The 25,370-nt window shown below is 57.4% G+C and carries 19 protein-coding genes and 1 other RNA gene; 7 read left to right on the forward strand and 13 right to left on the reverse strand.

Features of this window, described 5'->3' with window-relative positions:
* Positions 1-222: 222 nt before the first annotated feature.
* Positions 223-936, reverse strand: coding sequence for a lysophospholipid acyltransferase family protein (locus tag OZX67_RS06410; protein WP_277144974.1), 714 nt, complete (start codon positions 934-936; stop codon positions 223-225).
* An 85-nt stretch (positions 937-1,021) separates the two neighbouring features.
* Between OZX67_RS06410 and OZX67_RS06415 the strand changes: the two genes are divergently transcribed.
* Positions 1,022-1,627, forward strand: coding sequence for a DUF308 domain-containing protein (locus OZX67_RS06415; RefSeq protein ID WP_277141877.1), 606 nt, complete (start codon positions 1,022-1,024; stop codon positions 1,625-1,627).
* A 237-nt stretch (positions 1,628-1,864) separates the two neighbouring features.
* Here OZX67_RS06415 and secA read toward each other — a convergent pair whose 3' ends face one another.
* Complete coding sequence (secA, locus tag OZX67_RS06420) at positions 1,865-4,834, reverse strand: preprotein translocase subunit SecA (protein ID WP_277141878.1); 2,970 nt, start codon at positions 4,832-4,834, stop codon at positions 1,865-1,867.
* A 257-nt stretch (positions 4,835-5,091) separates the two neighbouring features.
* The gene (raiA, locus tag OZX67_RS06425; protein ID WP_277141879.1) at positions 5,092-5,784 is read right to left on the reverse strand and encodes a ribosome-associated translation inhibitor RaiA; all 693 of its coding nucleotides are present in this window, start codon (positions 5,782-5,784) and stop codon (positions 5,092-5,094) included.
* A gap of 182 nt (positions 5,785-5,966) precedes the next feature.
* Here raiA and rnpB point away from each other — a divergent pair.
* Positions 5,967-6,351: RNase P RNA component class A (gene rnpB / locus OZX67_RS06430), an RNA gene on the forward strand.
* 217 nt (positions 6,352-6,568) lie between these two features.
* Here the strand turns inward: rnpB and OZX67_RS06435 are convergent.
* From OZX67_RS06435 to OZX67_RS06465, 7 genes are all read right to left on the reverse strand, one after another.
* The gene (locus tag OZX67_RS06435; RefSeq protein ID WP_348519622.1) at positions 6,569-7,063 is read right to left on the reverse strand and encodes a regulatory protein RecX; all 495 of its coding nucleotides are present in this window, start codon (positions 7,061-7,063) and stop codon (positions 6,569-6,571) included.
* Positions 7,064-7,588: 525 nt separating this feature from the next.
* Positions 7,589-8,785 carry a recombinase RecA gene (gene recA, locus OZX67_RS06440; protein ID WP_277141880.1) on the reverse strand — a complete coding sequence of 399 codons (1,197 nt, stop codon included), beginning with the start codon at positions 8,783-8,785 and terminating at the stop codon, positions 7,589-7,591.
* Between the two features lie 232 nt (positions 8,786-9,017).
* On the reverse strand, positions 9,018-9,251 hold the full coding sequence (locus OZX67_RS06445; RefSeq protein WP_277141881.1) for a DUF3046 domain-containing protein: 234 nt from the start codon (positions 9,249-9,251) through the stop codon (positions 9,018-9,020).
* A gap of 220 nt (positions 9,252-9,471) precedes the next feature.
* On the reverse strand, positions 9,472-9,984 hold the full coding sequence (locus OZX67_RS06450; RefSeq protein ID WP_277144977.1) for a helix-turn-helix transcriptional regulator: 513 nt from the start codon (positions 9,982-9,984) through the stop codon (positions 9,472-9,474).
* Between the two features lie 66 nt (positions 9,985-10,050).
* Complete coding sequence (locus OZX67_RS06455) at positions 10,051-10,581, reverse strand: CinA family protein (protein ID WP_277144980.1); 531 nt, start codon at positions 10,579-10,581, stop codon at positions 10,051-10,053.
* Positions 10,582-10,789: 208 nt separating this feature from the next.
* On the reverse strand, positions 10,790-11,479 hold the full coding sequence (gene pgsA / locus OZX67_RS06460; RefSeq protein ID WP_277141882.1) for a CDP-diacylglycerol--glycerol-3-phosphate 3-phosphatidyltransferase: 690 nt from the start codon (positions 11,477-11,479) through the stop codon (positions 10,790-10,792).
* 89 nt (positions 11,480-11,568) lie between these two features.
* Positions 11,569-14,463 (reverse strand): DNA translocase FtsK, encoded by a 2,895-nt coding sequence (locus tag OZX67_RS06465; RefSeq protein ID WP_277141883.1) that lies wholly within the window; start codon positions 14,461-14,463, stop codon positions 11,569-11,571.
* A 278-nt stretch (positions 14,464-14,741) separates the two neighbouring features.
* On the opposite strand from OZX67_RS06465, the gene OZX67_RS06470 reads away from it, so the two are divergent.
* Complete coding sequence (locus OZX67_RS06470) at positions 14,742-15,737, forward strand: Fic family protein (RefSeq protein WP_277141884.1); 996 nt, start codon at positions 14,742-14,744, stop codon at positions 15,735-15,737.
* 165 nt (positions 15,738-15,902) lie between these two features.
* Here OZX67_RS06470 and miaA read toward each other — a convergent pair whose 3' ends face one another.
* On the reverse strand, positions 15,903-16,910 hold the full coding sequence (gene miaA / locus OZX67_RS06475; RefSeq protein WP_277144983.1) for a tRNA (adenosine(37)-N6)-dimethylallyltransferase MiaA: 1,008 nt from the start codon (positions 16,908-16,910) through the stop codon (positions 15,903-15,905).
* A 131-nt stretch (positions 16,911-17,041) separates the two neighbouring features.
* Here miaA and OZX67_RS06480 point away from each other — a divergent pair, with 131 nt between their 5' ends.
* On the forward strand, positions 17,042-17,806 hold the full coding sequence (locus OZX67_RS06480; RefSeq protein ID WP_277141885.1) for a GTP pyrophosphokinase family protein: 765 nt from the start codon (positions 17,042-17,044) through the stop codon (positions 17,804-17,806).
* A gap of 174 nt (positions 17,807-17,980) precedes the next feature.
* Complete coding sequence (locus OZX67_RS06485; protein WP_277141886.1) at positions 17,981-18,931, forward strand: Bax inhibitor-1 family protein; 951 nt, start codon at positions 17,981-17,983, stop codon at positions 18,929-18,931.
* Positions 18,932-19,109: 178 nt separating this feature from the next.
* Here the strand turns inward: OZX67_RS06485 and OZX67_RS06490 are convergent, their stop codons facing one another.
* The gene (locus OZX67_RS06490; protein WP_277141887.1) at positions 19,110-19,994 is read right to left on the reverse strand and encodes an Ltp family lipoprotein; all 885 of its coding nucleotides are present in this window, start codon (positions 19,992-19,994) and stop codon (positions 19,110-19,112) included.
* 213 nt (positions 19,995-20,207) lie between these two features.
* On the opposite strand from OZX67_RS06490, the gene OZX67_RS06495 reads away from it, so the two are divergent.
* Together OZX67_RS06495 and OZX67_RS06500 are read left to right on the forward strand one after the other, a co-directional pair.
* Complete coding sequence (locus tag OZX67_RS06495) at positions 20,208-21,599, forward strand: sensor histidine kinase (RefSeq protein WP_277141888.1); 1,392 nt, start codon at positions 20,208-20,210, stop codon at positions 21,597-21,599.
* 182 nt (positions 21,600-21,781) lie between these two features.
* Positions 21,782-22,471, forward strand: coding sequence for a response regulator transcription factor (locus OZX67_RS06500; RefSeq protein ID WP_277141889.1), 690 nt, complete (start codon positions 21,782-21,784; stop codon positions 22,469-22,471).
* An 84-nt stretch (positions 22,472-22,555) separates the two neighbouring features.
* Here the strand turns inward: OZX67_RS06500 and acnA are convergent, their stop codons facing one another.
* The gene (gene acnA / locus OZX67_RS06505) at positions 22,556-25,348 is read right to left on the reverse strand and encodes an aconitate hydratase AcnA (RefSeq protein WP_277141890.1); all 2,793 of its coding nucleotides are present in this window, start codon (positions 25,346-25,348) and stop codon (positions 22,556-22,558) included.
* Between the last annotated feature and the right edge of the window lie 22 nt (positions 25,349-25,370).

Raw genomic sequence — 25,370 nt, forward strand, 5'->3', positions numbered from 1 at the left:
GAACTTGATAATTTTCAATTACTGAACTATGCCATCACTGCAATTATTACAAGACTTAAGGACCCTCACTGACGAGACAACGTGATTGCTTTCATCATTACTGATTTGAGGCTCCTCAGGCTTTAAGCGACGCGCCCACCTCTCTCATTGCAGATTCGCACCGCTCAAGTCCTCAATGGCATAATCACTGACATCATTGCTTTTTGATCACTGCTTTTTTGATCACCGCTTTTTAGCGGTAACCTGTTTGGCCTGTTGCTTCTTTGCCATTCGAGCTTTGACCGTTTGGGCGTATTCATCGACGTATTCCTGCCCGCTGAGCTTGTCGATTTCGGCCATGACATGGTCGGTCAGCTCGCGGAGTTCCTCGTGGGTGATGGTGCCGGGATCGACTTTCTTGACTGTTATCGGCTTGCCATAAATCACCTTGGTATGCCCAGAACTCGGGATGACCTGGCCAGGCATCTGCACCTTCCTGCTGCCGACAACGGCGGTGGGAATAATGCAGCAACCGGTTTCCAAGGCAAGCTTAGCCACGCCGGTATGGCCACGATAAAGCCTGCCATCGGGGCTACGCGTGCCCTCCACATGAATGCCGAAAAGATGTCCGTCTTCGATGATCTCACGGGCGTGGGCCAGCGCTCCGAGCGATTTCGAGCCGCCGGAACGGTCCACCGGGAATACGCCGACGGAAGTGAACCACCATTTGATGAACTTGCCTTTGATGCCCTTGCCTTCGAAATATTCGGCCTTGCCCATGAAATGAATCATGCGCGGACTGGTCAACGGAATCAGCGCGTCGTCGATGACGGCCAGATGGTTCGACGCAATGATGCCACCACCGGTTTTCGGAATGTTCTCAACGCCGACGCCTTTCGGATGCATGCGCCAACGGGCAAGCGGGCCAAGTCCCTTCACAAAGAACCAATAGAGCACGAGCTCTTCCCTCCCTGATTCGTACACATCTCACGGCATGCACGAGTTCACACAATTGGCCGACCGCTGAGTTAGAGTGGTCGATATGACTAGCCTCAAGGATAGCAACAACAGTGACGACAAACGAGAAAACGCCGATTCCGACGCCGCTTCAGGTACGGCCGGAAGCAAACAAAACACCCGTTATGATGCTGCGGCACTTGAGGAAGACTGGAAGCAGTTCGAAGCTGAACACGCCAACGATCTTGGCGACATCAGCAGCTCCCGTAACGCCAAACGTTTCGAGAAACACGTAAAACGCGAGGAGAAGAAAGCCCTGCTTTCCATTGACGACATCACGCCGGATTCCTTTGCACGCGGGTCATCGTCAACGTCATCGAAACCACACGGGCCCCGCGATTTCGAAGGTTCCAGCTGGCTGGATACCGATGACGTCATGGACAGCTTCGACGATTTCACGCCGCCGAATCCCGACCTCGGACACCTCGACCCGGTAAAGGTCGTGTTCTGGGGATTGTTGATTATCGGCATCGCCGGGCTGATTGCCGCGGTCTTCTTCCCGAGATTCGCCGCCATCATGGGCCTTGTCTTCGGATTGTGCGCCTTGATCGGCGGGGCGGGGTTGCTCACCAAGCACAAGGGATTTCGACAGACACAGACCGATTATTTCGATGACGGTTCAAGGGTCTGACCGACTGGGAATCCATTAATCAGATTCTGCCAAAACCGGCACAAAGCACAATGCCAATTAATCCCAATTAGCCTGAGATCCTGTGTTATACCGGTATTTTCATTATTTTTCTGACGGATATAGGTGGATGCCGATTATCTTGAACATACAAATAAAATGACGGCTGACATATTGAACTGTCAACCGCCATTTTCTCCTATTCACTAACGGGGCGCTAACGAATAGTCATCGAGAACTTCACTTCTTTTCGTTCTGCCCATGGCACATCTTGTATTTGCGACCAGAACCGCAGGGGCACGGGGCGTTCTTCTTGGTGCCGGGGAATGTTCTGCCGTCAGCCCAAGGGCTCTTGAGCTCTTCGGCCTTTGGACGCTTGTTGGCGGGGACTTTGCCCTCGGCGTGGCTCAGCGGTTCCGGACCGACGATACCAGGCTCGACAATCGTGTTCGCCTCGGTTTCCTCGGCATCATCATCGGATTCCTTGATGGTGCCGGCCTCGGTCTCTTCGGCGATATCTGCCTCGTCGGCATCCTCATCGGCGGCATCCGGGTCGGCCGGAGCAGAGGCGACCGTGGTTTGGGATTCCGCAATTTCACCGTCATCGACAGACCCGACTCCGGCGGCCTGTGCCGCTGCGTCGACGGCCTCATCCTCGGCGGAGGACTCGGCTTCCGCGGTTTCGGCCTCTGCATCCTCGGTCTTGGCGACCTGCTCGATGTCAACATGGAAGAGCAGCTGAATGCTCTCCTCCTTGATGGCGTCGATCATCTTGTTGTACATCTGGAAGCCTTCGCGCTGGTACTCGACCAGCGGGTCACGCTGGCCCATGCCACGCAGACCTATGCCGTCCTTGAGATAATCCATCTCATAGAGGTGTTCACGCCACTTCTTATCGAGCACGGCGAGCACGACGCGACGTTCGAGCTGACGCAGTCCGTCGGCACCGATCTTGTCTTCGAAGCCTGCGTACTGCTCTTTGGCGTCATCGACAATGAATTCCTTGACCGCGTCGATGGCCTTTTCGCCCTTGAGGCCTTCCGCCTTCTTCTTGGCGTCGTCCTCTTCAACGTTAATCGGATAGACCGTCTTCAACGCGCTGAACAGACCGTCCCAATCCCACTCGTCGGGCTTGTCGCTGCTGTTGTTGGCACCTTTGATGTAGCTTTCGACGGTTTCGTCTATGAAGCGGAGGATATCCTCGTGGATGTCGACGCCGCGCAGCACGGCCTGACGCTCGGAATAGATGACCTTGCGCTGTTTGTTCATCACGTCGTCATACTTGAGGACGTTCTTACGCATTTCGTAGTTGCGGGATTCTACGGACTTCTGCGCGGTGCGCACGCCCTTGGAAACGCTCTTGGACTCGATGGGCTCGCCCTCCGGCAGACCCTTGGCCATGACTCGCGCCACAAGCTGGGTGTTGAACAGGCGCATCAGGTCGTCTTCGAGGCTCAGGTAGAAGCGGGACTCGCCCGGGTCGCCCTGACGGCCGGAACGGCCACGCAGCTGGTTGTCGATACGGCGGGATTCGTGGCGTTCGGTGCCAAGCACGTAAAGACCGCCAAGCTTGGTGACCTCTTCGTGCTCATCCTTGGCCTGTTCCTTCATCTCGGCCAAGGTGCCGGGCCAGCGCTTTTCGTATTCCTCCGGAGTATCGTCGGCGGAATAGCCTTCGCTTTTGAGCTTCTGGTCGGCGAGGAACTCGACGTTGCCGCCGAGCATGATGTCGGTACCACGGCCTGCCATGTTGGTGGCCACGGTGATGGCGCCCTTGCGACCTGCGATGGCGACGACCGCCGCTTCCTGCTCATGGTGCTTCGCGTTCAATACCTGGTGAGGAATGCCCGCCACGTCAAGCAGCGAGGAGACGACCTCGGAGGATTCGACGGAAGCGGTGCCCAGGAGGACCGGCTGGCCCTTCTTGTATCTCTTGGCCACATCCTTGATGATGGCGGTGAGCTTTTCCTTCTTGGTACGATAGATCAAATCGTCCTGATCGACGCGGATCATCGGCTTGTTGGTCGGAATCGGCAGCACGCCCAGCTTGTAGGTCTTATTGAACTCGGCGGCTTCGGTCTCTGCCGTACCGGTCATGCCCGCAAGTTTGTCGTACATACGGAAGTAGTTCTGCAAGGTGATCGTTGCGAACGTCTGGTTCTCAGCCTTGACCTCGACGCCTTCCTTGGCTTCGATGGCCTGATGGAGGCCTTCGTTGTAACGACGGCCGGGAAGCACACGGCCGGTGTGTTCGTCGACGATGAGCACTTCGCCGCCGGTGACGACGTAGTCCTTATCGCGCAGGAAGAGTTCCTTGGCCTTGATGGCGTTGTTGAGGTAACCGATCAGCGCGGTGTTGCTGGGCTCGTAAAGATTGTCGATGCCAAGGAAATCCTCGACCTTGGTGATGCCCGGGTCGAGAATGCCGACGACCTTCTTCTTCTCGTCGACCTCGTAATCCTCGTCGCGGGTGAGCTTGGTGACGAGCTTTGCGAACTGGCGGTACCAACGGGTCACACCGCCTTCGGCGGGACCGGAAATGATCAGAGGCGTACGTGCCTCATCAATCAAGATGGAGTCGACCTCATCGACGATGGCGTAATGATGGCCGCGCTGCACCAGCTCGTTCTTCTCCCATGCCATGTTGTCACGCAGGTAATCGAAACCGAACTCGTTGTTGGTGCCATAGGTGATATCCGCCTCATACTGCTTGCGACGTTCGGCCGGCTTCTGGTCGGTGATGATGCAGCCGACGTTCATTTTGAGGAAGCGGAAGATACGGCCCATCAGCTCGCTCTGGTAGCTGGCGAGGTAGTCGTTGACGGTGACAATGTGGACGCCTTTGCCCTCAAGCGCGTTCAGGTATGAAGGAAGGGTGGCGACCAGGGTCTTGCCTTCACCGGTTTTCATCTCGGCGATGTTGCCCCAGTGCAGGGCGGCGCCGCCCATCAGCTGCACGTCGAAGTGCCGCTGGCCAAGCGTACGCTTGGAGACTTCGCGAACCGTCGCGAAAGCCTCGGGCATGAGTTTGTCCAAATCCTCGCCATTGTCGAGACGCTGCTTGAACTTGGCGGTTTGCCCGGAAAGCTCTTCGTCGCTCAGCGCCGCGATCTCGTCCTCGTGTGCATTAGTCGCCTTGGCCACGTTCTCAAGCTTCTTGATTTGGTGGCCTTCACCCATACGCAGGGCCTTATCGACGATATCTACCAATTTCGCTCCCTAGTTCGTTTCCCATAAACGAGCAAGACCAAGCCAACCGAGGCTTGGCACAGACTATTGTTCATCTTACGCGACGGCGCAGATTTTTTGCGTTATCGACGATCGACACCTGTAAAATATAGTGATTTTCAACTATATATAAATCGGCCCACCGGTTGATTTTCCGGCGGGCCGACAAAGGCTGATCAATGGAGTCCAGTCCTGTGTGTCTTATTGGCTAAGCCAGACAGTCTGGAATCCGACCGTCCCTACTTCTTGTTTTTGGCGGCCTTGTGCGCCTTCTTGACGTTTTCGGCGGTGTCGATTTCGAAGACGCCATAGCTCCAGCCGTGACGGCGATAGACGACGGAAGGACGGTTCGTCTCGCTGTTGACGAACAGGAAGAAGTCGTGACCGATGAGCTCCATCTCATAGAGCGCCTCGTCGATGGTCATCGGCTCGGCGATATGCAGCTTGCGGCGGATGACGATCGGGGTGTCCCCGACCTGCACCTCGACGCTCTCGCCGGGACCAAGGTCGGTGGAAAGCGGATGCTCCACTTCTTCGGGTTCCTGCAATGCGGTGGGCTCGGGGTTGATCGGCTCGTCGATGGGAACGACACCCATATCGACGGTCTTCTGTTCCTTGCGGGTCGGACGATGGCTCTTGCGACGGTCACGTACGCGACGCAGACGCAGCGTCAGCTTATCCAAGGCGATATCGAGGGCGCTGTATTCGTCGGAACTTGAAGCTTCGGCGCGTACCACAGTGGTACCGGCCTCGATGGTGATCTCGACGCGCTTGGCGGTGTCGGCCTGGCGTGGGTTGCCTTCGCGCGACACGACGATCTGGGCGCGGGCGGCGTCCGGGGCAATCGACGTGACACGCTTCATCTTCGTGTCCACTACATCACGGAACTTTTGATTGACTTGCATGTGACGTCCGGTGACGACAATATCCATGGTCGACCTCCTGTTAGGTTCGGCGGGTCTGCCCCGCCTGATGTGCCAGCAGCCACGTTACTGCTATGCTGCTAGTTCCAGTCTAGCGTCTTACCTTGAGGCAAGCTGGGTGTTGCCCGAAAAATACGCCGTTCGCTTTTCCGCAACGCCGAGCGTTCTCATTTGCTATAATCGAGTATTTGTGAGACCTCATGATGGTCGCGGCCGCGTTCGGTTTTCCGAGCCGGCTGAGGAACTTCCGGGCTCCATAGAGCACGATGGCGGATAACGTCCGCCCGGGGTGACCTGAGAGCAAGCGCAACAGAAAGCAGACCGCCCGACTTCGGTCGGGTAAGGGTGAAACGGCGGTGTAAGAGACCACCGGGCCACTGGCAACAGATGGCCGCTGGCAAGCCTCATCGGGAGCAAGGCCAAGCAGAAGGCACGTCGGAGCCATAGGCTTCGGCACGGGCTGCTCGCCCGGCCTTCGGGTAGGCTGCTGGAGCCTGGCGGCGACGTCAGGTCGAGATGGATGATCATCCGTGTGGCAACACATGACAGAACCCGGGGTATACGAGGTCTCACTTCACTTTTCAGTTTTGGATACAAAGCAGTATTCCACAATGACATTCCCTACACCAATTCAATGCAAGCGAAACATCATCTTGCTTAAAATCTTACCCACGTATGACGCATCGGATAAATTGCAGACTCACGAACTACATGGAAACCGATGCCCGTTGCCCAACATCAAACAACGCCCGTCGGAAGACTTATACCGAATTGTGCATACGCCGGAAAAGAATCAGGCGATTCCCTGATTATCGAACAACTCGTGGGCCACACGGCGCAAGGTTTCCGGATCGTGGCCTTTTCGCCCTCCGGCACTCCAGAAACGACGGCGACGGACCTCACGTTCCAAGCCTTCCGTCTTCGCCGCCACTTTGCGTCCCAACTGCCAGGCGGCATCCTCGAATACGCCCTGCTCGCGAGCTTCGGCCGCCACGTTCTGCGCCAATTTATCGTCAACGCCTTTGCGCTTGAGTTCCATGGTGGTGCCCCGAAAACCAAGCATCCGCCCGGCACAGCTGCGTACCACACTACGGGCGTATTCCTCATCATCGATGAGATGGACATCGACCAGGCGCATCACCACATCCTCAGCAACCACCGGGTCATAGCCCTTGTCGACCAACCGTTTGATAAGCGCACTGGAAGAACGCGCAGCGGCATCAAGCAGAGTCAGCGCCGCCTCTCGGCAGGCATCAACGTCAGCCGGATCGTCCGGCACACGTTTCATGGGCGCTCCGCTGCGGTATTTGCGGTAACGAGTATTTCGGCGTCCGCGCCCGCGACCGTATTTGCCGTATTTTTTGCGTCCATGTGACCCATTGAACGTGTCTTCGGCATCGAGGCTGCCACCAAAACCGCTGGTGTAATTGCTGGTCACCGCAACCGCATGGGTATGGGCCCGATTGGGGCGCTTGAATCGTGCAGGCTTGGAGGCGTCGGCGGACTTACCGGCACTGCTGGCCAAGAAAACACCGGCACCATGACAATCAGCAGAAGGGGCATCCTCACCCTTGTCAAAACCGTCTCGACTTTCCCGGACAGCCGCCGACTGGCGGGCACCCGACGTCAAAGAAGCTCCGCCCATTGTCCCGATACCTGATGAATCGGATGCGGCAGCGTATTGGGCATCCTGCAAACGGACGGAATCATCCGCATCAGTTCGAGCGTGATCGCCATCGCCGGATGAAGCATCCGGCAAATGACGACCTTGCAAAAATTCCTCGACGCTGATCATGGAACCGACTCCGGCTAATCAGACTTTCGAGCCCGAATCTGATGACGAGGCGTTGCCTTCGCCATCAGAAGCACCGGCCCCGCCCTTGGCATCGGCCGGAGCCGGGTCGGCAGCTTCGCCATCGCCACCGTCAGCCGGCTTGGAATCATCAGGAATAAGGCCGTACTTGATCTTGACCTTGCGTTCGATCTCGTCGGTCAGCGCCGGATTGTCTTTGAGGAACTGGCGGACGTTCTCACGCCCCTGCCCCAGCTGGTCGCCCTCGTAGGTGAACCAAGAACCGGACTTCTTGACGACATCGCACTGCAAGGCCATATCGAGCACGGAACCCTCTTTGGAGATGCCCTCCCCGTAAAGAATGTCGAACTCGGCGAACTTGAAGGGCGGAGCCATCTTGTTCTTGACGACCTTGACCTTGGTGCGGTTGCCGATGGCCTCGTCACCGTTCTTCAAGGTCTGGATACGACGGATGTCAAGACGCACGGAGGCATAGAACTTCAACGCCTTGCCGCCGGTGGTGGTCTCCGGGCTGCCGAAGAAGACACCGATCTTCTCACGCAGCTGGTTGATGAAGATGGCGGTAGTGTTGGACTGGGCCAGCGCACCGGTCATCTTGCGCAGCGCCTGGCTCATGAGCCTGGCCTGCAGGCCGACGTGGCTGTCGCCCATCTCGCCTTCGATTTCGGCCTTCGGGACCAAAGCCGCCACCGAATCGATGACCACGACATCCAGAGCGCCGCTGCGCACCAGCATGTCCGCGATCTCAAGCGCCTGCTCGCCGTTGTCCGGCTGGGAGATGATCAACTGATCCGTATCGACGCCAAGCTTCTTGGCATAGACCGGGTCGAGCGCGTGTTCCGCATCGATGTAGGCGGCCACTCCCCCGGCCTTCTGAGCGTTGGCCACCGCATGCAGCGCCAACGTGGTCTTGCCGGAAGACTCGGGGCCGTAGATCTCAACGATCCTGCCACGCGGCAGCCCCCCGATTCCCAGCGCCATATCAAGTGCCAGCGAACCCGTGGGAATGACTTCGACGTTCTGTACGGGCTTGTCGCCAAGCCGCATCGCGGAACCTTTGCCGAAGTCCTTTTCAACCTGCTTCAACGCGGTATCAAGCGCGGCTTGCTTGCGCGGATCGATGCCGTGCTCACCGTTGGCCTTGGGCTCGGCGTTCTTGGCTTTGCCGCCTTTCGCGGTCTTTGATTGCTGTGCCATCGTTCTCCTTTACGTCCGCTCCTGCACTACCAGAATACGGAGCCAACCGTCACTTATGCAAGCTCAACGGGGTTATGTGGTCGAATGCTTGCCTTTTCGACACGCCGTGGTTTTCCGGGCTTTTGAGCCTCTAACCCCGTTTATTCGTTCCTGCTGTCAAAAATAATCATAGAACAACATGCGAACATTTGTTCGAATGGACGCGCCGGAAGGGACATGTGATGATAAAAATTTATTTCGCCGGAAGCGGCGGCGCGTTGTGGTCCTTGCCCCAACGCTTCGAATCCGGAACCTGCAACTGGTCACACAAGACGTTCCACACCACGCGCGGCTCGACACCAGCGGCGAGCGCTTCGACCACCGTCATGTCGTCAAGCGCCGTCAGCACCTGATCGCGTGCCAGCGAACGCCCGTATGAGCGCCCCAGCACTTCCTCCAGCAACTGCCAAAATTCACGTTCTTTCACGACGCTTAGTCTATCAGCGCAGATGAATACGAATCTGTCCGCGAAATTCTGGAGGCCACCGCCGACAATGCCGGAATCGCAAGCAACAACCTATGCGCAATATCCGATATCACAAATTCAAATCTCGTGAAACATGAAATCGAATCCGACAAAAGCAAAGGGCCCACCGGCTCAATGCCGATGGACCCTTCAACTATTCAAATGGTTATGAAACCGCAGGTCACGACTCGTTGTAATCGAGGTAATCCGCCACCATACGCAGCATCTGCGCGGTGCTCAGCCCAAGCGATTCGGCGATGGACGCAAGCAGTTCGGAGCTGGCCTCCTTCTGCCCGCGTTCGACTTCGGAAAGATATCCGAGCGAGACACCGGCCTTCTCACTGACCTCACGCAAGGTCTTGTGGTCGCGGGTACGCAGGTCGCGCAGCACATGGCCGATGGCCTCACGCAACGAGATGTCGCGGCTTTCGCCGTCGCTCTCGTGCTTGCGCGCGGCAGCCCTGGGCTTGGACTGCTCGGCATCCTCTTCCTGCCACATCCTGTTGAGTACCGCCTGGCGTTCATCCTTCGCCTTCTTGGCCGCACGTGCCTTCAAAACCTGTTGTTGTGCGAAAGCCACCGCGCGTCGCTGAGCAGGGGTCAAATCCCTGTTGCGCGCATTGCTTGGGCGCGTCGCCCCTGATGCAAGCGTGTTCATTCCCATCTGCTCCTGTGGTCGAGTCATCGTTTCCATTACGCCACCCCTCTTATCCGTTGTACTGTTCATGTTGTCACTTTCATCAACAGCTGAGGGGAGCATTTATTCCTCTGTGAGCGTTGTGAGCTGCGTCACAAGCTGCAATACATTAAATACCGTAAGTCTCCGAACCTCTTCTCTCGAGCCGGAAAGCCGCAATTTGGCCGCGACGATCCGACGGGCATCGGCACCGGTGTTAGCGGGAACACTGATACCGATATAGACAAGACCCGCTGGTTTGTCGCCATCGGGGCCCGGACCGGCCACACCTGTGGTCGATAGTCCTAGAACTCTATCACCATATTGTCTCTGACGGTAAAGCCGGGAGGTGCGAAAAGCCATTTGTCGGGCCACCTCAGGGTGCACGGCACCTTCTTTATCCAACAAATCGCCGTCCACGCCCAGCACACTCGCCTTGGCCTTGATGTCGTAGGTTACCGCGGAACCGAGAAAGACGTCGGAGGCCCCGGGGATGCGTACGAAAGCATCCGCCAACAACCCTCCGGTCAAGGATTCGGCCGCTGCGATCTTCCAATTGCGAGACTTGGCCCCGTCGAGAATCCGAGACGCCAGTTCGTCGCAACGTGGTTGGATTTCGGAAACCGCGCCGCTTGAGACCATGCCTTCAAAATCCTGTATGGCTTGCGAGTCGCCATCGGGCGTTTGCACATATTCCCGCATATTTCCTCCTGAACAAGCGTTTTATAGGTCTTAAGGATATCCGATATCCAAACCTATAAAAACGCCCCAAACCCGCTTGCCGTTCGGTCGGCGGTCGGTTTGGGGCAGATTCTACAAGCTCTTACTTGGTTTTTCGCGCCCTCACCACATTGCGGACATAAACATAACCGGAATAAAGACACAGTATCAGCGCAACGAAAATAAGCAGACCGGTGACGGTGTAATAGCACGACCACCAAACGGGAATGCCCGCGCCGACATGCGAAAACGTTGGAATTCCGCCTGCGAAAGCGACCAATCCAGGATTGGTGATCTTCGAGGACAACGCCCAGACTGGCATCAGCAACATGCCCAAGCCGATGCACTGGGTCAGCGTCTTGTATTTGCCGGCCTTTTGCGCCGCGATGACCTTACCACCGGTATCGATGACGAAGAAACGCATTACAGTGATGCCGATCTCACGGATAAGGAAGAGGACCGTCACCCACCACGGCACCTCGCCGAAAACCGAGGCGACGACCAGCGCCGAGCAAATCAGGAGCTTGTCGGCGATGGGATCCATCAGCTTGCCGAGTTCGGTGACCTGGTTGTACGTTCGGGCCATCCAGCCGTCGAGCTTGTCGGTCGAAGCAGCCACAATGAACAGCATTGCAGCGGCGAAACGCATCCACGGATTGCGTTGCCCCCATGAACCTGCGGCGATATCGGCCCACAGAAATATAAGGACCAGCACGATGCGCGTGTAGGTCACCAGATTCGGGGGGCTGTTCCACCCGTCCAGAAGCGATTGTTTCCCATCTCGTTGTTGCATACCCAATACCATAGCGCGGCTACGATACCGTGGCGTGGCGAGTGACGGAGCAGCGAAGGCAATGGCCACCGACGGAAATGCCTAACCAGCTATTGCTCAGCGGGGCCGGCGGAAGCGGAAGGCGCGACAGCACCGCTCTTGCCTTGGATGAAGTCGAGGACCTGGGTCAGGTCTTGCGGCTGAACCAGAACCTCACGGGCCTTCGAGCCCTCGGACGGACCTACGACACCACGCGATTCGAGCAGATCCATCATGCGACCGGCCTTGGCGAAACCGATGCGCAGCTTGCGCTGGAGCATCGAGGTGGAACCGAACTGAGTGGTGACCACAAGCTTCGCCGCTTCCAAGAGCGTGTCCATATCGTCGCCGATTTCCTCGTCGGGATGCGTCTCGTTTTCTTCGGCCTTCTTGGCCATCTCCTCAATATCCTCGCGATAGTGCGGCTTGCGTTGGGTTCGAGCGAATTCGACGGCCTTACGAATCTCGGACTCCCCGACCCACGAGCCTTGCACGCGGATCGGCTTGGCCGAACCCATCGGCAGAAAGAGGGCGTCACCCTGACCGATCAGCGATTCGGCACCGGTGGTGTCGAGGATGACTCGGGAATCGGTGGCCGACGAGGTGGCGAAAGCCAGACGTGAGGGAATGTTGGCCTTGATCAGGCCGGTGATGACATCGACGGACGGGCGCTGCGTGGCGAGCACAAGGTGGACGCCGGCAGCACGCGCCAACTGCGTAATACGTTGGATCGAGCTTTCGACGTCGTTCTTGGCCAGCATCATCAGATCGGCCATCTCGTCGACGACCACGACGATATACGGATACGGGGCAACCTTGCGTTTGGAGCCGAGCGGGGCATGGACCTTGCCGGCGAGCACGGCCTTGTTGAAGTCCTTGATGTGACGGAAGCCGAAATACTGGAGGTCGTCGTAGCGGGCGTCCATCTCCTTGACGACCCATTCCAACGCCTGCGCAGCCTTCTTCGGGTCAGTGATGATCGGGGTCAAGAGGTGCGGTATGCCGGCGTAGGCGGAAAGCTCGACGCGCTTGGGGTCGACCATGATCAGGCGCACCTGCTCAGGGGTGGCACGCATGATCAACGAGGTGAGCATGGAGTTGATGAAGCTGGACTTGCCGGATCCGGTGGCACCCGCGACCAGAAGATGCGGCATCTTGGTGAGGTCGGCGGTGACGAAATGGCCTTCGACGTCCTTGCCGACGCCGGCAAGCATCGGGTTCGGGTCGTTCATGGCCTTGTCGCTGCGCAGCACGTCTCCCAAGTGGACGATTTCACGGTCGATATTGGGAATCTCGATGCCGATGGCGGATTTGCCGGGAATCGGCGAGAGGATGCGCACATCGGTGGAGGCCACGGCGTAGGCGATGTTGCGCTGCAGGTTGGTGACCTTTTCGACCTTCACGCCCGGGCCCAGCTCGACCTCATACTGCGTGACCGACGGGCCGCGCAGGAAGCCGACGACCTTGGCGTCGACGTGGAACTGGTGGAAGGTGGCGGTCAGCGCCTTGATGACGTTGTCGTTGGCCTGGGTGCGAGCCAGATGCGGCTTGCCTTTCACCAGGATATCGAGGCTGGGAAGATGGTAGGGCCGGTTGTCTTCCTCGTCCGCGGCGTTTTCGGCTTCGTGCCTGGCCACCGAGTCATCTCCGTCGTGATTGGCGACGGAAGCGGGCAGATTTGCGGCTCCCCCGCCAATGCCTTTGACTTGCGGCAACACCGCTCCGGCGACACTGCCATCCTTGCCCACCACAGCCCAAGGATCGCTGGTATGGTCAGCGGCAGGAGCCTCGGAATCCATGGCGGTTCCGTAGGGGCCGGAAAGACCGGTTGCAGTTGGGGCTCCGGAAATCCCAGACCGGACATTCGCCGCAGCACCCGAATTTGCCATGTTGCCGGCTGTGAGGCTGCCTGATCCGCCTGTGCTCGCCGGAATGGCAGAAGACGGTGCTACCCCATCGGCGACACTCTGGAGTTCGCCGGTGACCGGGTCGACCAGCGGCTGCCGGTGCTCTTCGATAATCTGCGTTTCATCGGTCTGCCCATTGAGGTCGGCGGCCCTGTCGAAGGCCTCGTCGCCAGCATAACGTTCCAGTTTCCCGTCGTCGTCGCCGTCGGAATCCCCATGGCCGAAAATACGGGAGAAGAATGCGCCGATACCGCGCTTGCGTGGCTGTGCCGTCGCGTCGGTTACGTTTTCTTCGTCATTGCCATCGTGGGTCGGCACGCCTTCAGCGAGTTGCAGCGTTTCGTCGCCTACACGCACTTCGTTCGGGAACTGCTCGCTTTGCGTGTTCACGACTGCATTTTCAGATGTGTCACCTTCATTGCCGTCCCCACTTTTGCGGCGCTGCGACCACTCCTGCAGCTGCTCGGGAATCTTGGTGATGTCGAGCTTGATGATGAGCAGCAGCGAGAATATCACCACCACCACGAAAATAATGACGGCGAAAATGCTGGAAAGGCCCCATGCCAACGGAGAGCCCAACGCGAAACCAAGCAGGCCGCCGGCCCCACGCAGCACGTCCATATTGAAATCGCGTGACGGGGAGGCGACGATGGCATCGATAATCGAGCAGATCGACCAGAACAGCAGCGCACAGCCGACAATCAGCCGCCAGTTGCGCTTGTGTTTGGTGGGGTCAAGCAAAACCTGATAGGCCAGAACGAGCAAAAAGAGCGGCAGCACCACGCTCATCATGCCGAACAGGCCTGCGGCGAGCATGTGCAGCCAATGGCCGAGGAACCCGTCGACATGGAACCATTCCGAGGCGCAGAACATGATGGCGATAATCACCAACGCGAAGAAACCGGCTATGCGGCACAACGTGGAGTGACGCTCGAAGAACGAGGCATCGGCGGGTGGCATGACCTTCGTCGCCTCGATATTCTTATCAGAAGAAGACCCGTTCGCCTTACTGCGACGGGTCTTGGTGCTCTTGCCATTCGTCTGTGTCTTACGTGCCATAACAACAGTGATTCTACTTCAAGCCCGCCCCGTTGGACGCGTTGGACGGCCAACCTGCCCAACCCTTTCAAATGCAGAGGAAATTTCACGCCTTTCGCAAAGAAAGTCGTAATAGTTAAAAGAACAGTTTCCAAATGGCTTCATGGCCCTCGCTTTTTCTGCAAACCTCTTAACAGCACAAAAGCCAAGGCACCCCGCGCATAAAAGTGTCATTGATATCACCGTCCCGCAACGGTGCCGAACGAAGACAATTTCGCCCATGGCCTTACGATGGAGGCATGGTCATGACCCCTGCCGAACGTGCGAGCGCCGTCGCGTTCTCATATAAGAACTGCGAGCTTTCCTCAATCGTGCCGAGCGACGCGATGGTTGCGGCCGCAAACAGCTACCAGCGCGGCACGATTGATCTTTCGGATTTCGTCGGCACACCCGAGAAGCAGGCACAACGTTTACGCCAAGAAAAGTCGAAATCCCGGAACTCCGAAATCTTCGACGCCGATGAAAACGAGGCCAGCGAAAAAACGTCGATCAAATTTGCAGGGACCGATAACGACAATCAAGACGACCAACAAAATGGAACTAAAAAATCTAATCAAACACAGCTGGGTAATAAGAAGCAGGATCAAGTCCGAAAGCCCGACGAGACACAGCTTCGTGACGACCGGATTTTCGCACGTTGTGTACGGATCATCGATTGCGGATGGCCGGCTTATGGCGGGCTTGACGAGCTCAAAATCATTCATCGTGGGCTTTTCGTCGGGGCGATGAACAGGGCAGGAACGTTGCGCAGCGAAGGCGGTACCGCTACAAATCACGACATGAAGAATAAAGCGAATCAACCGAACAGAACCGACCGTTCGGATTCTCCTCAAAATCATCAACCCCCAAGCCCGTATTTCCCCGCCTCGCTTATCGAAACCGGAGCGGCCAACATATTCTCACAACTTAATGAAAAGGATCATCTTTCCAGACTCGACCGAGCAGGATTCATCCACGCTCTGGCGGGCATCTACGACGAATTGAACGCACTGCACCCCTTCAATTACGGCAACGGCATGGTGCTGCGCATCTTCATTTCCGAACTCACGCATGCCCTAGGTTGGGATTTGAACTGGGGCACGGTCACATTTGAAGGCTATCGGGACGCGACTGATCTTGCGCTTTTCGAACATGACATCTCCGGTCTTGAGCGTATGTTCGCCTCGATCATCCGGCTTGCCAACCCGACCAGAATCTTCCTCATCTCCGGTTGGGAGCAAGGCCCCGCGCACTGAACGCGCGCAACCAGTGAAAAAAGCACCTTTTAAGGCCTATTTTGGTGCTTTTCTCACTGATTCGCGCATTACTGCGGGGAAAAGCACCATTTAAGCTCGTTTTTGGTGCTTTTGTCACTGACGGCGTGCAAAAAGCACCATGTGCAAGCAGTTTTGGCGCTTTTCTCACTGGTCGGCGATGTCACCCAAATGGTGGGTGACGTGACGCTCGTCGGCATGGGCGTCGGCCTCGTCGTATTCGCCGGCATTGGCCCTCGCCACAATATCCAGCGTTTTATCGGTCAACTCATCGTCAAGCGCGTCAAGCCAATGAATCCGCGGATCGCGGCCGAACCATCCCATCTGTTTGCGGGCCAAGCGCTTCGTTTTCTGTGCGATGTCGGCGAACGCCTCGTCCTCGCTCATTTTCCCGTCAAGATACGCTTCGATTTGGGCGTAGCCCAAGGCGCGCGAGGCGGTGATGCCAAGAAGCGGGCGAATGCGACGCACCTCGTCGACGAACCCCTGCTCACGCATTTGCTCGGTGCGGATGTCGATGCGCCGGTCAAGTTCCTCACGTGGCAGGTCAAGGCCGATCTGCACCGACGGAATGACGTAACGGTAACGCGGAAGACTTGCGGAATAAGGCCTGCCAGTGATTTCGATGACCTCAAGCGCGCGGATGGTGCGACGGGCGTTGTGCGGATCCATACGCTCGGCGGCCTCAGGATCCTTGCGCTGCAGTTCGTCATACAACGCCCCGGCTCCCTCGGTCTGCTCACGTTGCTCAAGCCGCGAACGTACCTTCGGATCGGTGCCGGGAAACGAAATGTCATCGATGGCCGCACGCGCATAGAGACCTGAACCGCCGACCAGAATCGGGCGGACTCCCCTGCCCTGCAACTCCGCAATTTTCCGACGCGCCAGTTTCTGGAACCTCGCGACGGTCATGGTTTCGCCGGGATCGATGATGTCGAGCAGATGATGCGGCACCGCCGCCTGTTCCTGTGCACTCGCCTTGGCGGTGCCGATATCCATGGAACGGTACATCTGGTAGGCGTCGGCGTTGACAATCTCCGCTTTCCGGCCACGCTCACCAAGCCGTCGCGCCAACGCGATACCCAGACCGGTTTTGCCCGAAGCGGTGGGCCCGATAATGGAAACGACACGGGCGTTGCTGCCATTGGCGGCCATGTGCCCACCTCCCGAAATCGCCGTTTGCTGTATCATTCGTGATTCTAACGGCGGGCATAACCTACGCTTTTTCGTTGGTTTTTAAGGAAACGTCCAGTTTAGATAGACGGGACTCGTTATGATGGTAAGACGTGATACTTGATCGACACGAACGCATTAACACCGCAGAAATCCAGGCAAGGCTCGAAAAAGTGGCCGAAACCGGCAGCGTAGAGCCGGAAAAGTCTGTTTTCCCTTCCGGCGAAATCACCGAATTCATCGACATGATGCAGGTCTACGAAGGCGCGATGTACGAAATCAGCACCAAGCTTGAAGTGCTCGACAGCGAGTTCCATGTCCATTTCGCGCACGACCCCATCCACCATATGGAACGCAGGCTCAAATCCGTCAACTCGATTCTCGGCAAACTGCAACGCCGCAACCTGCCGATGTGCACGAAATCCATCCGCGACAACCTTTTCGACGTGGCCGGGATCCGCGTGATCTGCAACTACCGCGATGACGTCTATTCCGTGGCCAACTACCTTTCCAGCCAATCCGACATCCAGGTGCTGCGCGTCAAGGACTACATCAAAAGCCCGAAACAGAACGGCTACCGCAGCCTTCACGTCATCTATGCCGTGCCGGTTTTCCTTTCCAATGGCGAGCACTACACACCCGTCGAGGTGCAGTTCCGCACCATCGCCATGGATTACTGGGCCAGCCTCGAGCACGCCCTGCGTTACAAGTCCAACCTGCCTGACGCCAAGTTGACCGAACATTCGCAGACGTTGCTCGATTGCGCGCGCAGCCTGCAGAACATCGAAACGCAGATGCAGAACATCCACCGCGACATCAACGGCGCTCCCCAGCAGGAGGAAGCGCCGACCTCGCAGACCTTCGACCCGAAGAAGTAAAAGCCGCCAAGATTTCGTTTTCCCATATCGTTTTGCCGGTTTCTGGTGTACCCAGGAACCGGCAAATTTTATTCCCGTATTTTTTGTTGTTCACACTCAGCCAATTGCCAGACTGTGCCGGTAGTATTTAGTCATAAAGAAAATTTCAATCGAAAATCGATAAAAGGAGCAGGCATGGCTTTCGGGAACAAGCCTGAAAACAACAACGCGCAGCAGCCTTACGGGCAGCCGGCACCGTATGAGCAGAACTACGGACAGCCGCAATACAACCAGTACGGACAGCCGCAGGGACAGCCCTACGGCCAACCGTCGTACGGCCAAGGTCAGAACATGCAATATGGCCAGCCCTATGCCCAGCCTCAGTATGGGCAGCCGGCATACGCAGGCGCGGGCGTCGGAACAGCCGCGCCGACGATGACGATGAACGGGCAGACCGCCTATTCCTTCGAGCACGCACGCCACGTCTCCACCACCAAGGCATACGGCGAGATGACGCTTGGCCTGCTGCTCACGGCCGTGGTCGCCGTTCTCACACAGATGACCGGCGCTCTTGATGGTTTCCTGATGGCGACGGGCATGGTCGGCTGGATCGGCCTGGCCGTGGTGCAGGTGGCCATCGCCATCGTTTTGGGCTGGCGCATCGACAAGATGAGCGTCGGCACCGCACACGTGCTGTTCTACCTTTACGCGGCGCTGACCGGCTTTACGCTCGCGACGATTTTCGCGACCTACAGCCTGCCGTCCATCGGCATCGCGCTGGGCATGTGCGTCGCGTTCTTCTTCGTGCTCACCATGCTTTCCCTGACCACCAAGAAGGACATGCTCAAGGCCGGCCCGATTCTCTTCGTGGCGCTTTTGGTTCTGCTGGTCGGCGAAGTCATCATGATGTTCCTCGCGCCCTCGCACACCACGCTGATGATCACCGGCGCCATCGGCCTCGTCATCTTCGCAGGATTGACGATGTACGATGCCCAGCAGACGCGCGCCATGTTCGACGTGGCCGAGCGTTCCGGCGACACCGTGATGTTCAACCGCATCTCCATCATCTGCGCCCTGAACCTTTACCTCGACTTCATCAACATGTTCCTCTACCTGCTGCAGATCTTCGGCAACAGCGACAACTGACATTCAAATAAAAAGGTCGGCCGACAGCAATATCAAAATGGCGTAATGAAGCCATTTCTGATTTGCTGTCGACCGACTTTTTTATTTCTCCGGAACCAATCACTCGGCATGATCACTACGTCGAATTGCGATTCCTCGCATAGAGACACTCATCAAGTCGGGCTCAGTGATGGCGAAACTAATCGTTAAGATGCTGGATTGCATAGTCAGCTTCCTGAGGAGTGAATTTATCACCGGCAGACGCAGTAAGCTGCTCTCGTATGGCTTCTGGGCTCATATGCATGTTTTTCTCATACGATTTGGCCGCTGCGAGGGCATTCGCATTGTAATCCGCTTTGAGATTGTCGACAGCATATTGTGCCGCTTGTGCACTGAACTTGTCACCCGCTTCGCTGGTTAGTTGATCGTAAATACCCTGTTTGCTCATATGCATGGTGTCGCTATATGTCTTGGCCGAAGCCAGCGCATTAGTATATTCCATAGGCACATTTGCTTTCTTTTGCTGGGGCGACTGCTGTTGCGAGGTGGATGAAGGCACGCTTTTGGAGGCCGAATCGAACGCCTTGCTTGCAGACGATTGCATACCCAGCGTGATGACGATGGCGACAATACTCAGCACGACACCGGCGATGGTGAGCGCTTTGCCGCGCTTCTTGCCTCTGAATACCCCGAACAAGCCGATGACACCGAACACCACGCCGATGACGCCCAGGACGGCTGCGACATTGTTGACGATGGGAATGAAACTCAGCACCGTGCCCACAATGCCCAGAACCAGTGCGGTGACGCCACCGGCCGACAGATGCTCCGGCTTGTTGCGGCCCGGACGCCCGTTATATTGGGCATTCGGCGAGTGCACACCCCCGTTGACCACAGGAAACGGATTCCGCGCCATTGACATATTTGCATTGTCTGCGGGCGAATCTGGCGTGCCGCCCGTTGCACCTTCGGCCTGCGCAAAACCGTTGCCCCGCGAAGCATTGATCGGATTGTTCGACGGCGAACCTTGTATATTGTCTTCGATTTTCTTTTGTCCGTTGCTGGATTGAGGTGAATCTGGCATGTTGTTCCCTTGTCTTTGAGACCGATAATGAAAGACGTCAGGAAAACCTCAACGATTCTCGGCAACGTCCTTAAGCACATTATTTCTTCATATGAAACGGTTTTCCATTGGACCAAAGGACCAAACTGACCGCCCGAAAGGGCAAACTTCCGTAATCGTTTTAGCCCAAACGCCCAATGGCCTTCCCGTATATCCATCCCATAGAATAGTTTCATGACCTCTTTAACGCCCGGTTCGCAGCATCTGCTATCACATTTGGGCATACTTTCGGATGATTCGCAGTTCGTGGAGGTGGACACCAAATGGTGGTGCACCGTCGCCATGATTGTTTTCGCCGATCTGATGTGCTTTGTGGAGACGGTATTTCTCATGTCCGATGCCGTCAAGCAAGGCGGGCTGGGCGCAATCTGGAGCATCTTGTCGCTGTTGCTCTCGCTGGCCGTGGGATTCATCTTCCTGAAAAGATCTACATATCCGGAATACGTTTTTCTTTTCGCTTGCCTGCTGGTATTGGTATTCCCGTTTGATTCCATCCTCTCCACCATGGCCCTGAGCGCGCTGTTGGCACGTCGTTCAGGGCAGCGACGCTCGATTGTGGCGATTGTCATAGCCACCGCCATCGCGGTATTCGCCCAGGTACGCGACACGTTGCAACCATTGAAGCGCTCGGTATGGGCGGTTTTCTTCGCCAAACCACGGGCAGACACCGCGCACGACCCCATTGTTCTGGCATCCAGCATCACCACCATGCGTGTCACGGCCATCATCGCGGCGCTCGTCAGCGTGCTCATTGCCACGCTGATCGGCCTGCACATCCGTTCACGCGCCAATCTCAAAGCCGAAACACTCAAGGCAAATGCGGCGCAGACCCAAGCCAATAATCTGCAAACAAGCTTGAGCAACCAACAGCTTTCCGATGCCATCGCCGCCGAAGCGCATGATACCCTGGCTCATACTTTGTCACTGGTCGCGCTCAACGCGAATGCACTGACCATACAAACCGGAAAACTGGCAAAACTAGTGCGCTCGAATCATCAAACTGGCAGCGACGACACGCTGACGGCATTGGTAGACCAAACGAAACGGGAATCCGAGCAGATACGCAGCCAGGCGGCACAGGCAGTCAACGAGGCACACACCGTCATCGACATGCTACGCGACCCGCAGGCGGCGGTGAATGCACTTGCCGCAAGCGACGAGACCTCATTGAGCCGGGCCACCTTACAGGAGCTTCTGGCTTCTTCCACCGATAACGGGACAAGACTTTCGACGTGGATCGACATCAACCAGCTCAGTGAGCTGAACGAAAACATCGGCAAAGTGGCCTATCGTGCCATTCAGGAGGGGCTGACCAACGCACGCAAACACGCGCCGGGAGCACCGGTCTCCTTGGAGGTCACTGCCCGGCCGGAAGCGGGAATCCACGTGCATCTGATCAACCCCGTTGTGCATAACGTTCCAAACGGCCCTGCACAAGGCAATGGCGGCGCAGGACTTCCCGGTCTCACCGAGCGTGTGCATACGGCCGGAGGCAACTGTTCCTACGGACTTGATCAACGCGGGCAATTCAATCTCGAAGTCTCGCTGCCATGGATCGCGAAGTGATGCTTGATCGGTAAACCGTTATTTCGTGGGCGATCTTTATCTTAGGATATTCGGATACGGAATTGTAAATTATCGGTCAAAAATACTTACGCTGCATAGCATATTCATTCCGCGGTTTACCACAGACCGGAAATTCAATGACCGAAGGCTTTTGTAGCCCGTGATTCGCTAGAATTGCAAGCATGAGCGAGCAAACCGTCACCGAGCAAGGCACCAGCAAACCAATCACCGTCAGCGTCATCGATGACGACCCGCTGATTTGCCAGACCCTGGCCATGATCCTCACCGAATCTTCGGACGGTGCTATCGAGGTGCTGTCCACGGCGACCGACGGGGCTCAGGCTCTGGAGCACGCCAAAAGCGAACATCCCGACGTGGTGCTGATGGACATCGATATGCCTGGCATGGACGGCATCGAAGCGACTCGTCGGATGCTTCAACTCGCACCGCGGCCACATGTACTGATTCTGACGGCGCTCAGCCCTTCAAGCACAGTGGAACGCGCCATCGAGGCCGGAGCCGAAGGATTCGTCTCCAAAACCGATCCCGCCGAAAACATCGTCAAGCACATCTTGGCGGTATGCCTGGGAAGCCCGCAATTCAACACCGACAGCCAACGCCAGCTCATGAATGATTTGGAGAAGGATCGTTTCCGTTCACGACGCGACGAGGCGAGAAGGCTGCTTTCCGGACTCGGCGAACGCGAGCGCAAAGCCGCGATGCTGGCGGCAGAGGGACTTTCCAATGCCGAAATCGCCAAGGAAATGTTTATCTCCGAGCGCACGGTGAAGGCAGAGCTCTCGGCCGCATGCGCCAAACTCGATGTCAATCGCGTTTTGCTGAGCAGGATTGTGGAGCGGGCGGATCTTTAGCAAAGCACAAGTCGGTAGATAGGTTTTTGAGATTGGCTCTATTCCGCCATTTCTTAAAACCTATCTGCCGACTTGTGTTGGAGCCTATTTCATCAACCGGCGCAGGACGTACTGGAGAATGCCGCCGTTGCGATAGTATTCGGCCTCGCCTGGAGTATCGATGCGGACGGTGGCGTCGAATTCGATCGGCTTGGTCGCGGACTTGCCGCCGGTTGAGGTTCCGGTAGCGGTCGCGGACTTGCCCTCGGTCGCAGGCTTGGTGGCGATGGTCGCACCATCATCAGTCGCAGGCTTGGTGGCGACGACGTGGACGGTCTCGGGAATCTTGCCGTTGTTGAGTGCCTCGATGCCTTGGAAATCGTAGGTTTCGGTACCGTCGAGACCCAACGACTCTGCCGACTGGCCTTCGGGGAACTGCAGGGGCAGCACGCCCATGCCGATGAGGTTGGAGCGGTGGATGCGCTCGAAACTGCGGGCGATGACGACCTTGACGCCGAGCATCAGCGTGCCTTTGGCCGCCCAGTCGCGCGACGAACCGGTGCCGTATTCCGAACCTGCGAGCACGACCAACGGGGTGCCGGCCTTGTGGTAATCGAGCGAGGCGTCGAAAATCGTGGAGGGCTTGCCAGTGACAAAATCGTAGGTGAACCCGCCGGGACGTACCTCTTCACCCACAGAGGCGAGCAGTTGGTTGCGCAGACGGATGTTGCCGAAGGTGCCACGAACCATCACTTCGTGATTGCCGCGACGCGAACCATAGGAATTGAAGTCCTTGGGCTGAATGCCGTGTTCCAAGAGGTATTTGCCCGCAGGACTCGAGGCGGGGAATGCGCCGGCCGGCGAGATGTGGTCGGTGGTCACCGAGTCACCCAGCAACGCCAGCACGCGAGCACCGCGGACATCGCTCACCGACTGCGGATTGGCACTCATGCCGTCGAAGAAGATCTGCTTGCGCACGTAGGTCGAATCCGGATCCCATGCGAAACGCTCGCCCTTCGGCACGTCGAGGGACTTCCAGCGTTCGTCGCCTTCGAAGACGTCGGCGTAGTCACGCACGAACATCTCACGGTTGACGGAGGCCGAGACGACTTTGGCGACTTCCTCGTTGGAAGGCCAGATATCGCGCAGGAAAATCTTGCGACCGGTTTTAGCGTCCGTGCCAAGCGGCTGGGTTTCGAAGTCGAAATCGAGCGTGCCTGCGATGGCGTAGGCGATCACGAGCGGCGGCGAGGCCAGATAGTTCATCTTGACATCGGGGCTGATGCGCCCTTCGAAGTTGCGGTTGCCGGAGAGCACCGAGACCACCGTCAGATCGTTGTCGTTGACCGCTTTCGAAATCTCAGGCAACAGCGGGCCGGAATTGCCGATGCAGGTGGTGCAGCCGAAACCGACCAGTTCGTAGCCCAATGAGTCCAAGTCCTCCTGCAGGCCGGCCTTCTTCAAATAGTCGGCCACGACCTGCGAGCCTGGGGCCAGCGAGGTCTTCACCCACGGCTTGGGCTTCAGACCGTGCTTGCGGGCGGCGCGGGCAAGCAGTCCGGCGGCGATCATCACCGAGGGGTTGGAGGTGTTGGTGCAGCTGGTGATGGAGGCGATGGCGACGTCGCCGTTCGTGATCTCGAAATCACCGCGGAAATCAGTATGTACCGGCACCGGATTCCGGTTGGTTTTCGGCGTTTCGTAGTCTGACAGAGTTCTTTCGAACATTTCTTTGGCCTGATCGAGACGGATGCGATCCTGCGGACGCTTCGGGCCAGCGATGGACGGGACGACGGTGCCCAAATCCAGTTCCATGTATTCGGAATATTCAGGCTCGACGTAATCGGGGTCACTGGTGTCACCCCAGAGACGATTGGCCTTGGCATAGGCTTCGACCAGCGCAATCTGCTCGTCGCTGCGACCAGTCAAGCGCAGATAATCCAACGTTACCTGATCGATTGGGAAGATGCCGCAGGTCGAGCCGAACTCGGGGCTCATATTGCCGATGGTGGCACGGTTGGCCAGCGGCACGGAGGCGACACCGTCGCCGTAGAACTCGACGAACTTGCCGACTACGCCGTGTTCGCGCAGCATCTGGGTGATGGTGAGCACCACGTCGGTGGCGGTGACGCCTTCGGGGATGGAACCAGTCAGTTTAAAACCGACCACACGCGGGACGAGCATGGAGATGGGCTGGCCCAACATGGCCGCCTCGGCTTCGATACCGCCGACACCCCAACCGAGCACGCCCAAACCGCCGACCATGGTGGTGTGCGAATCGGTGCCGACGCAGGAATCGAGATAGGCGAGGTCACGCCCGCGCTCCCCCGGCTTGCTCATGACGACTTTGGCAAGATATTCAATGTTGACCTGATGGATGATGCCGGTTCCCGGCGGCACCACGCGGAAGTTCTTGAACGCCTGCTGGCCCCAACGCAGGAAACGATACCGTTCGCCGTTGCGCTGGTATTCGCGGTCCATGTTGCGCGCGACCGCGTCGGCCACACCGTAGTTGTCGATCTGCACGGAGTGGTCGATGACCATGTCGGCCTCGACCTGTGGGTTGATGACCTCGGGGTCGCCACCCAACTCCGCCACCGCGTCACGCATGGTGGCCAGGTCAACGATGCACGGAACACCGGTGAAGTCCTGCATCAGGACGCGCGAAGGGCCAAATTCAATCTCGTGGCTGGGTTCGGCATTCGGGTCCCACTTGAGCAGCTCGTTGACCTGGTCTTCGGTGACGTTGACGCCGTCAATGCGGCGCAGCAGGTTTTCGACCAAGACCTTCAGCGAATACGGCAGGTGCTCGATGCCCGGCAAGTCAGCGATCCGGTAATAATCGACAACCTTGTCCCCGACCTGCAATGTACCCAGCTGCTTGTCCCGCAATGACATTGAAACCCTCCGAACGTTGTAA

Origin of the sequence: Bifidobacterium sp. ESL0728, assembly GCF_029392015.1 — a bacterium.
In the GTDB taxonomy this organism is placed as follows: Bacteria; Actinomycetota; Actinomycetes; order Actinomycetales; family Bifidobacteriaceae; genus Bifidobacterium.

What these genes read in the sequence shown, in the direction of transcription:
- OZX67_RS06415 (WP_277141877.1), top strand. Translation starts at nt 1,022, where the DNA reads ATGACTAGCCTCAAGGATAGCAACAACAGTGACGACAAACGAGAAAAC.
- raiA (WP_277141879.1), bottom strand. Translation starts at nt 5,784, where the DNA reads ATGGATATTGTCGTCACCGGACGTCACATGCAAGTCAATCAAAAGTTC.
- OZX67_RS06435 (WP_348519622.1), bottom strand. Translation starts at nt 7,063, where the DNA reads ATGAAACGTGTGCCGGACGATCCGGCTGACGTTGATGCCTGCCGAGAG.
- recA (WP_277141880.1), bottom strand. Translation starts at nt 8,785, where the DNA reads ATGGCACAGCAATCAAAGACCGCGAAAGGCGGCAAAGCCAAGAACGCC.
- OZX67_RS06450 (WP_277144977.1), bottom strand. Translation starts at nt 9,984, where the DNA reads ATGGAAACGATGACTCGACCACAGGAGCAGATGGGAATGAACACGCTT.
- pgsA (WP_277141882.1), bottom strand. Translation starts at nt 11,479, where the DNA reads ATGCAACAACGAGATGGGAAACAATCGCTTCTGGACGGGTGGAACAGC.
- OZX67_RS06465 (WP_277141883.1), bottom strand. Translation starts at nt 14,463, where the DNA reads ATGGCACGTAAGACACAGACGAATGGCAAGAGCACCAAGACCCGTCGC.
- OZX67_RS06470 (WP_277141884.1), top strand. Translation starts at nt 14,742, where the DNA reads ATGGTCATGACCCCTGCCGAACGTGCGAGCGCCGTCGCGTTCTCATAT.
- miaA (WP_277144983.1), bottom strand. Translation starts at nt 16,910, where the DNA reads ATGGCCGCCAATGGCAGCAACGCCCGTGTCGTTTCCATTATCGGGCCC.
- OZX67_RS06485 (WP_277141886.1), top strand. Translation starts at nt 17,981, where the DNA reads ATGGCTTTCGGGAACAAGCCTGAAAACAACAACGCGCAGCAGCCTTAC.
- OZX67_RS06490 (WP_277141887.1), bottom strand. Translation starts at nt 19,994, where the DNA reads ATGCCAGATTCACCTCAATCCAGCAACGGACAAAAGAAAATCGAAGAC.
- OZX67_RS06495 (WP_277141888.1), top strand. Translation starts at nt 20,208, where the DNA reads ATGACCTCTTTAACGCCCGGTTCGCAGCATCTGCTATCACATTTGGGC.
- OZX67_RS06500 (WP_277141889.1), top strand. Translation starts at nt 21,782, where the DNA reads ATGAGCGAGCAAACCGTCACCGAGCAAGGCACCAGCAAACCAATCACC.
- acnA (WP_277141890.1), bottom strand. Translation starts at nt 25,348, where the DNA reads ATGTCATTGCGGGACAAGCAGCTGGGTACATTGCAGGTCGGGGACAAG.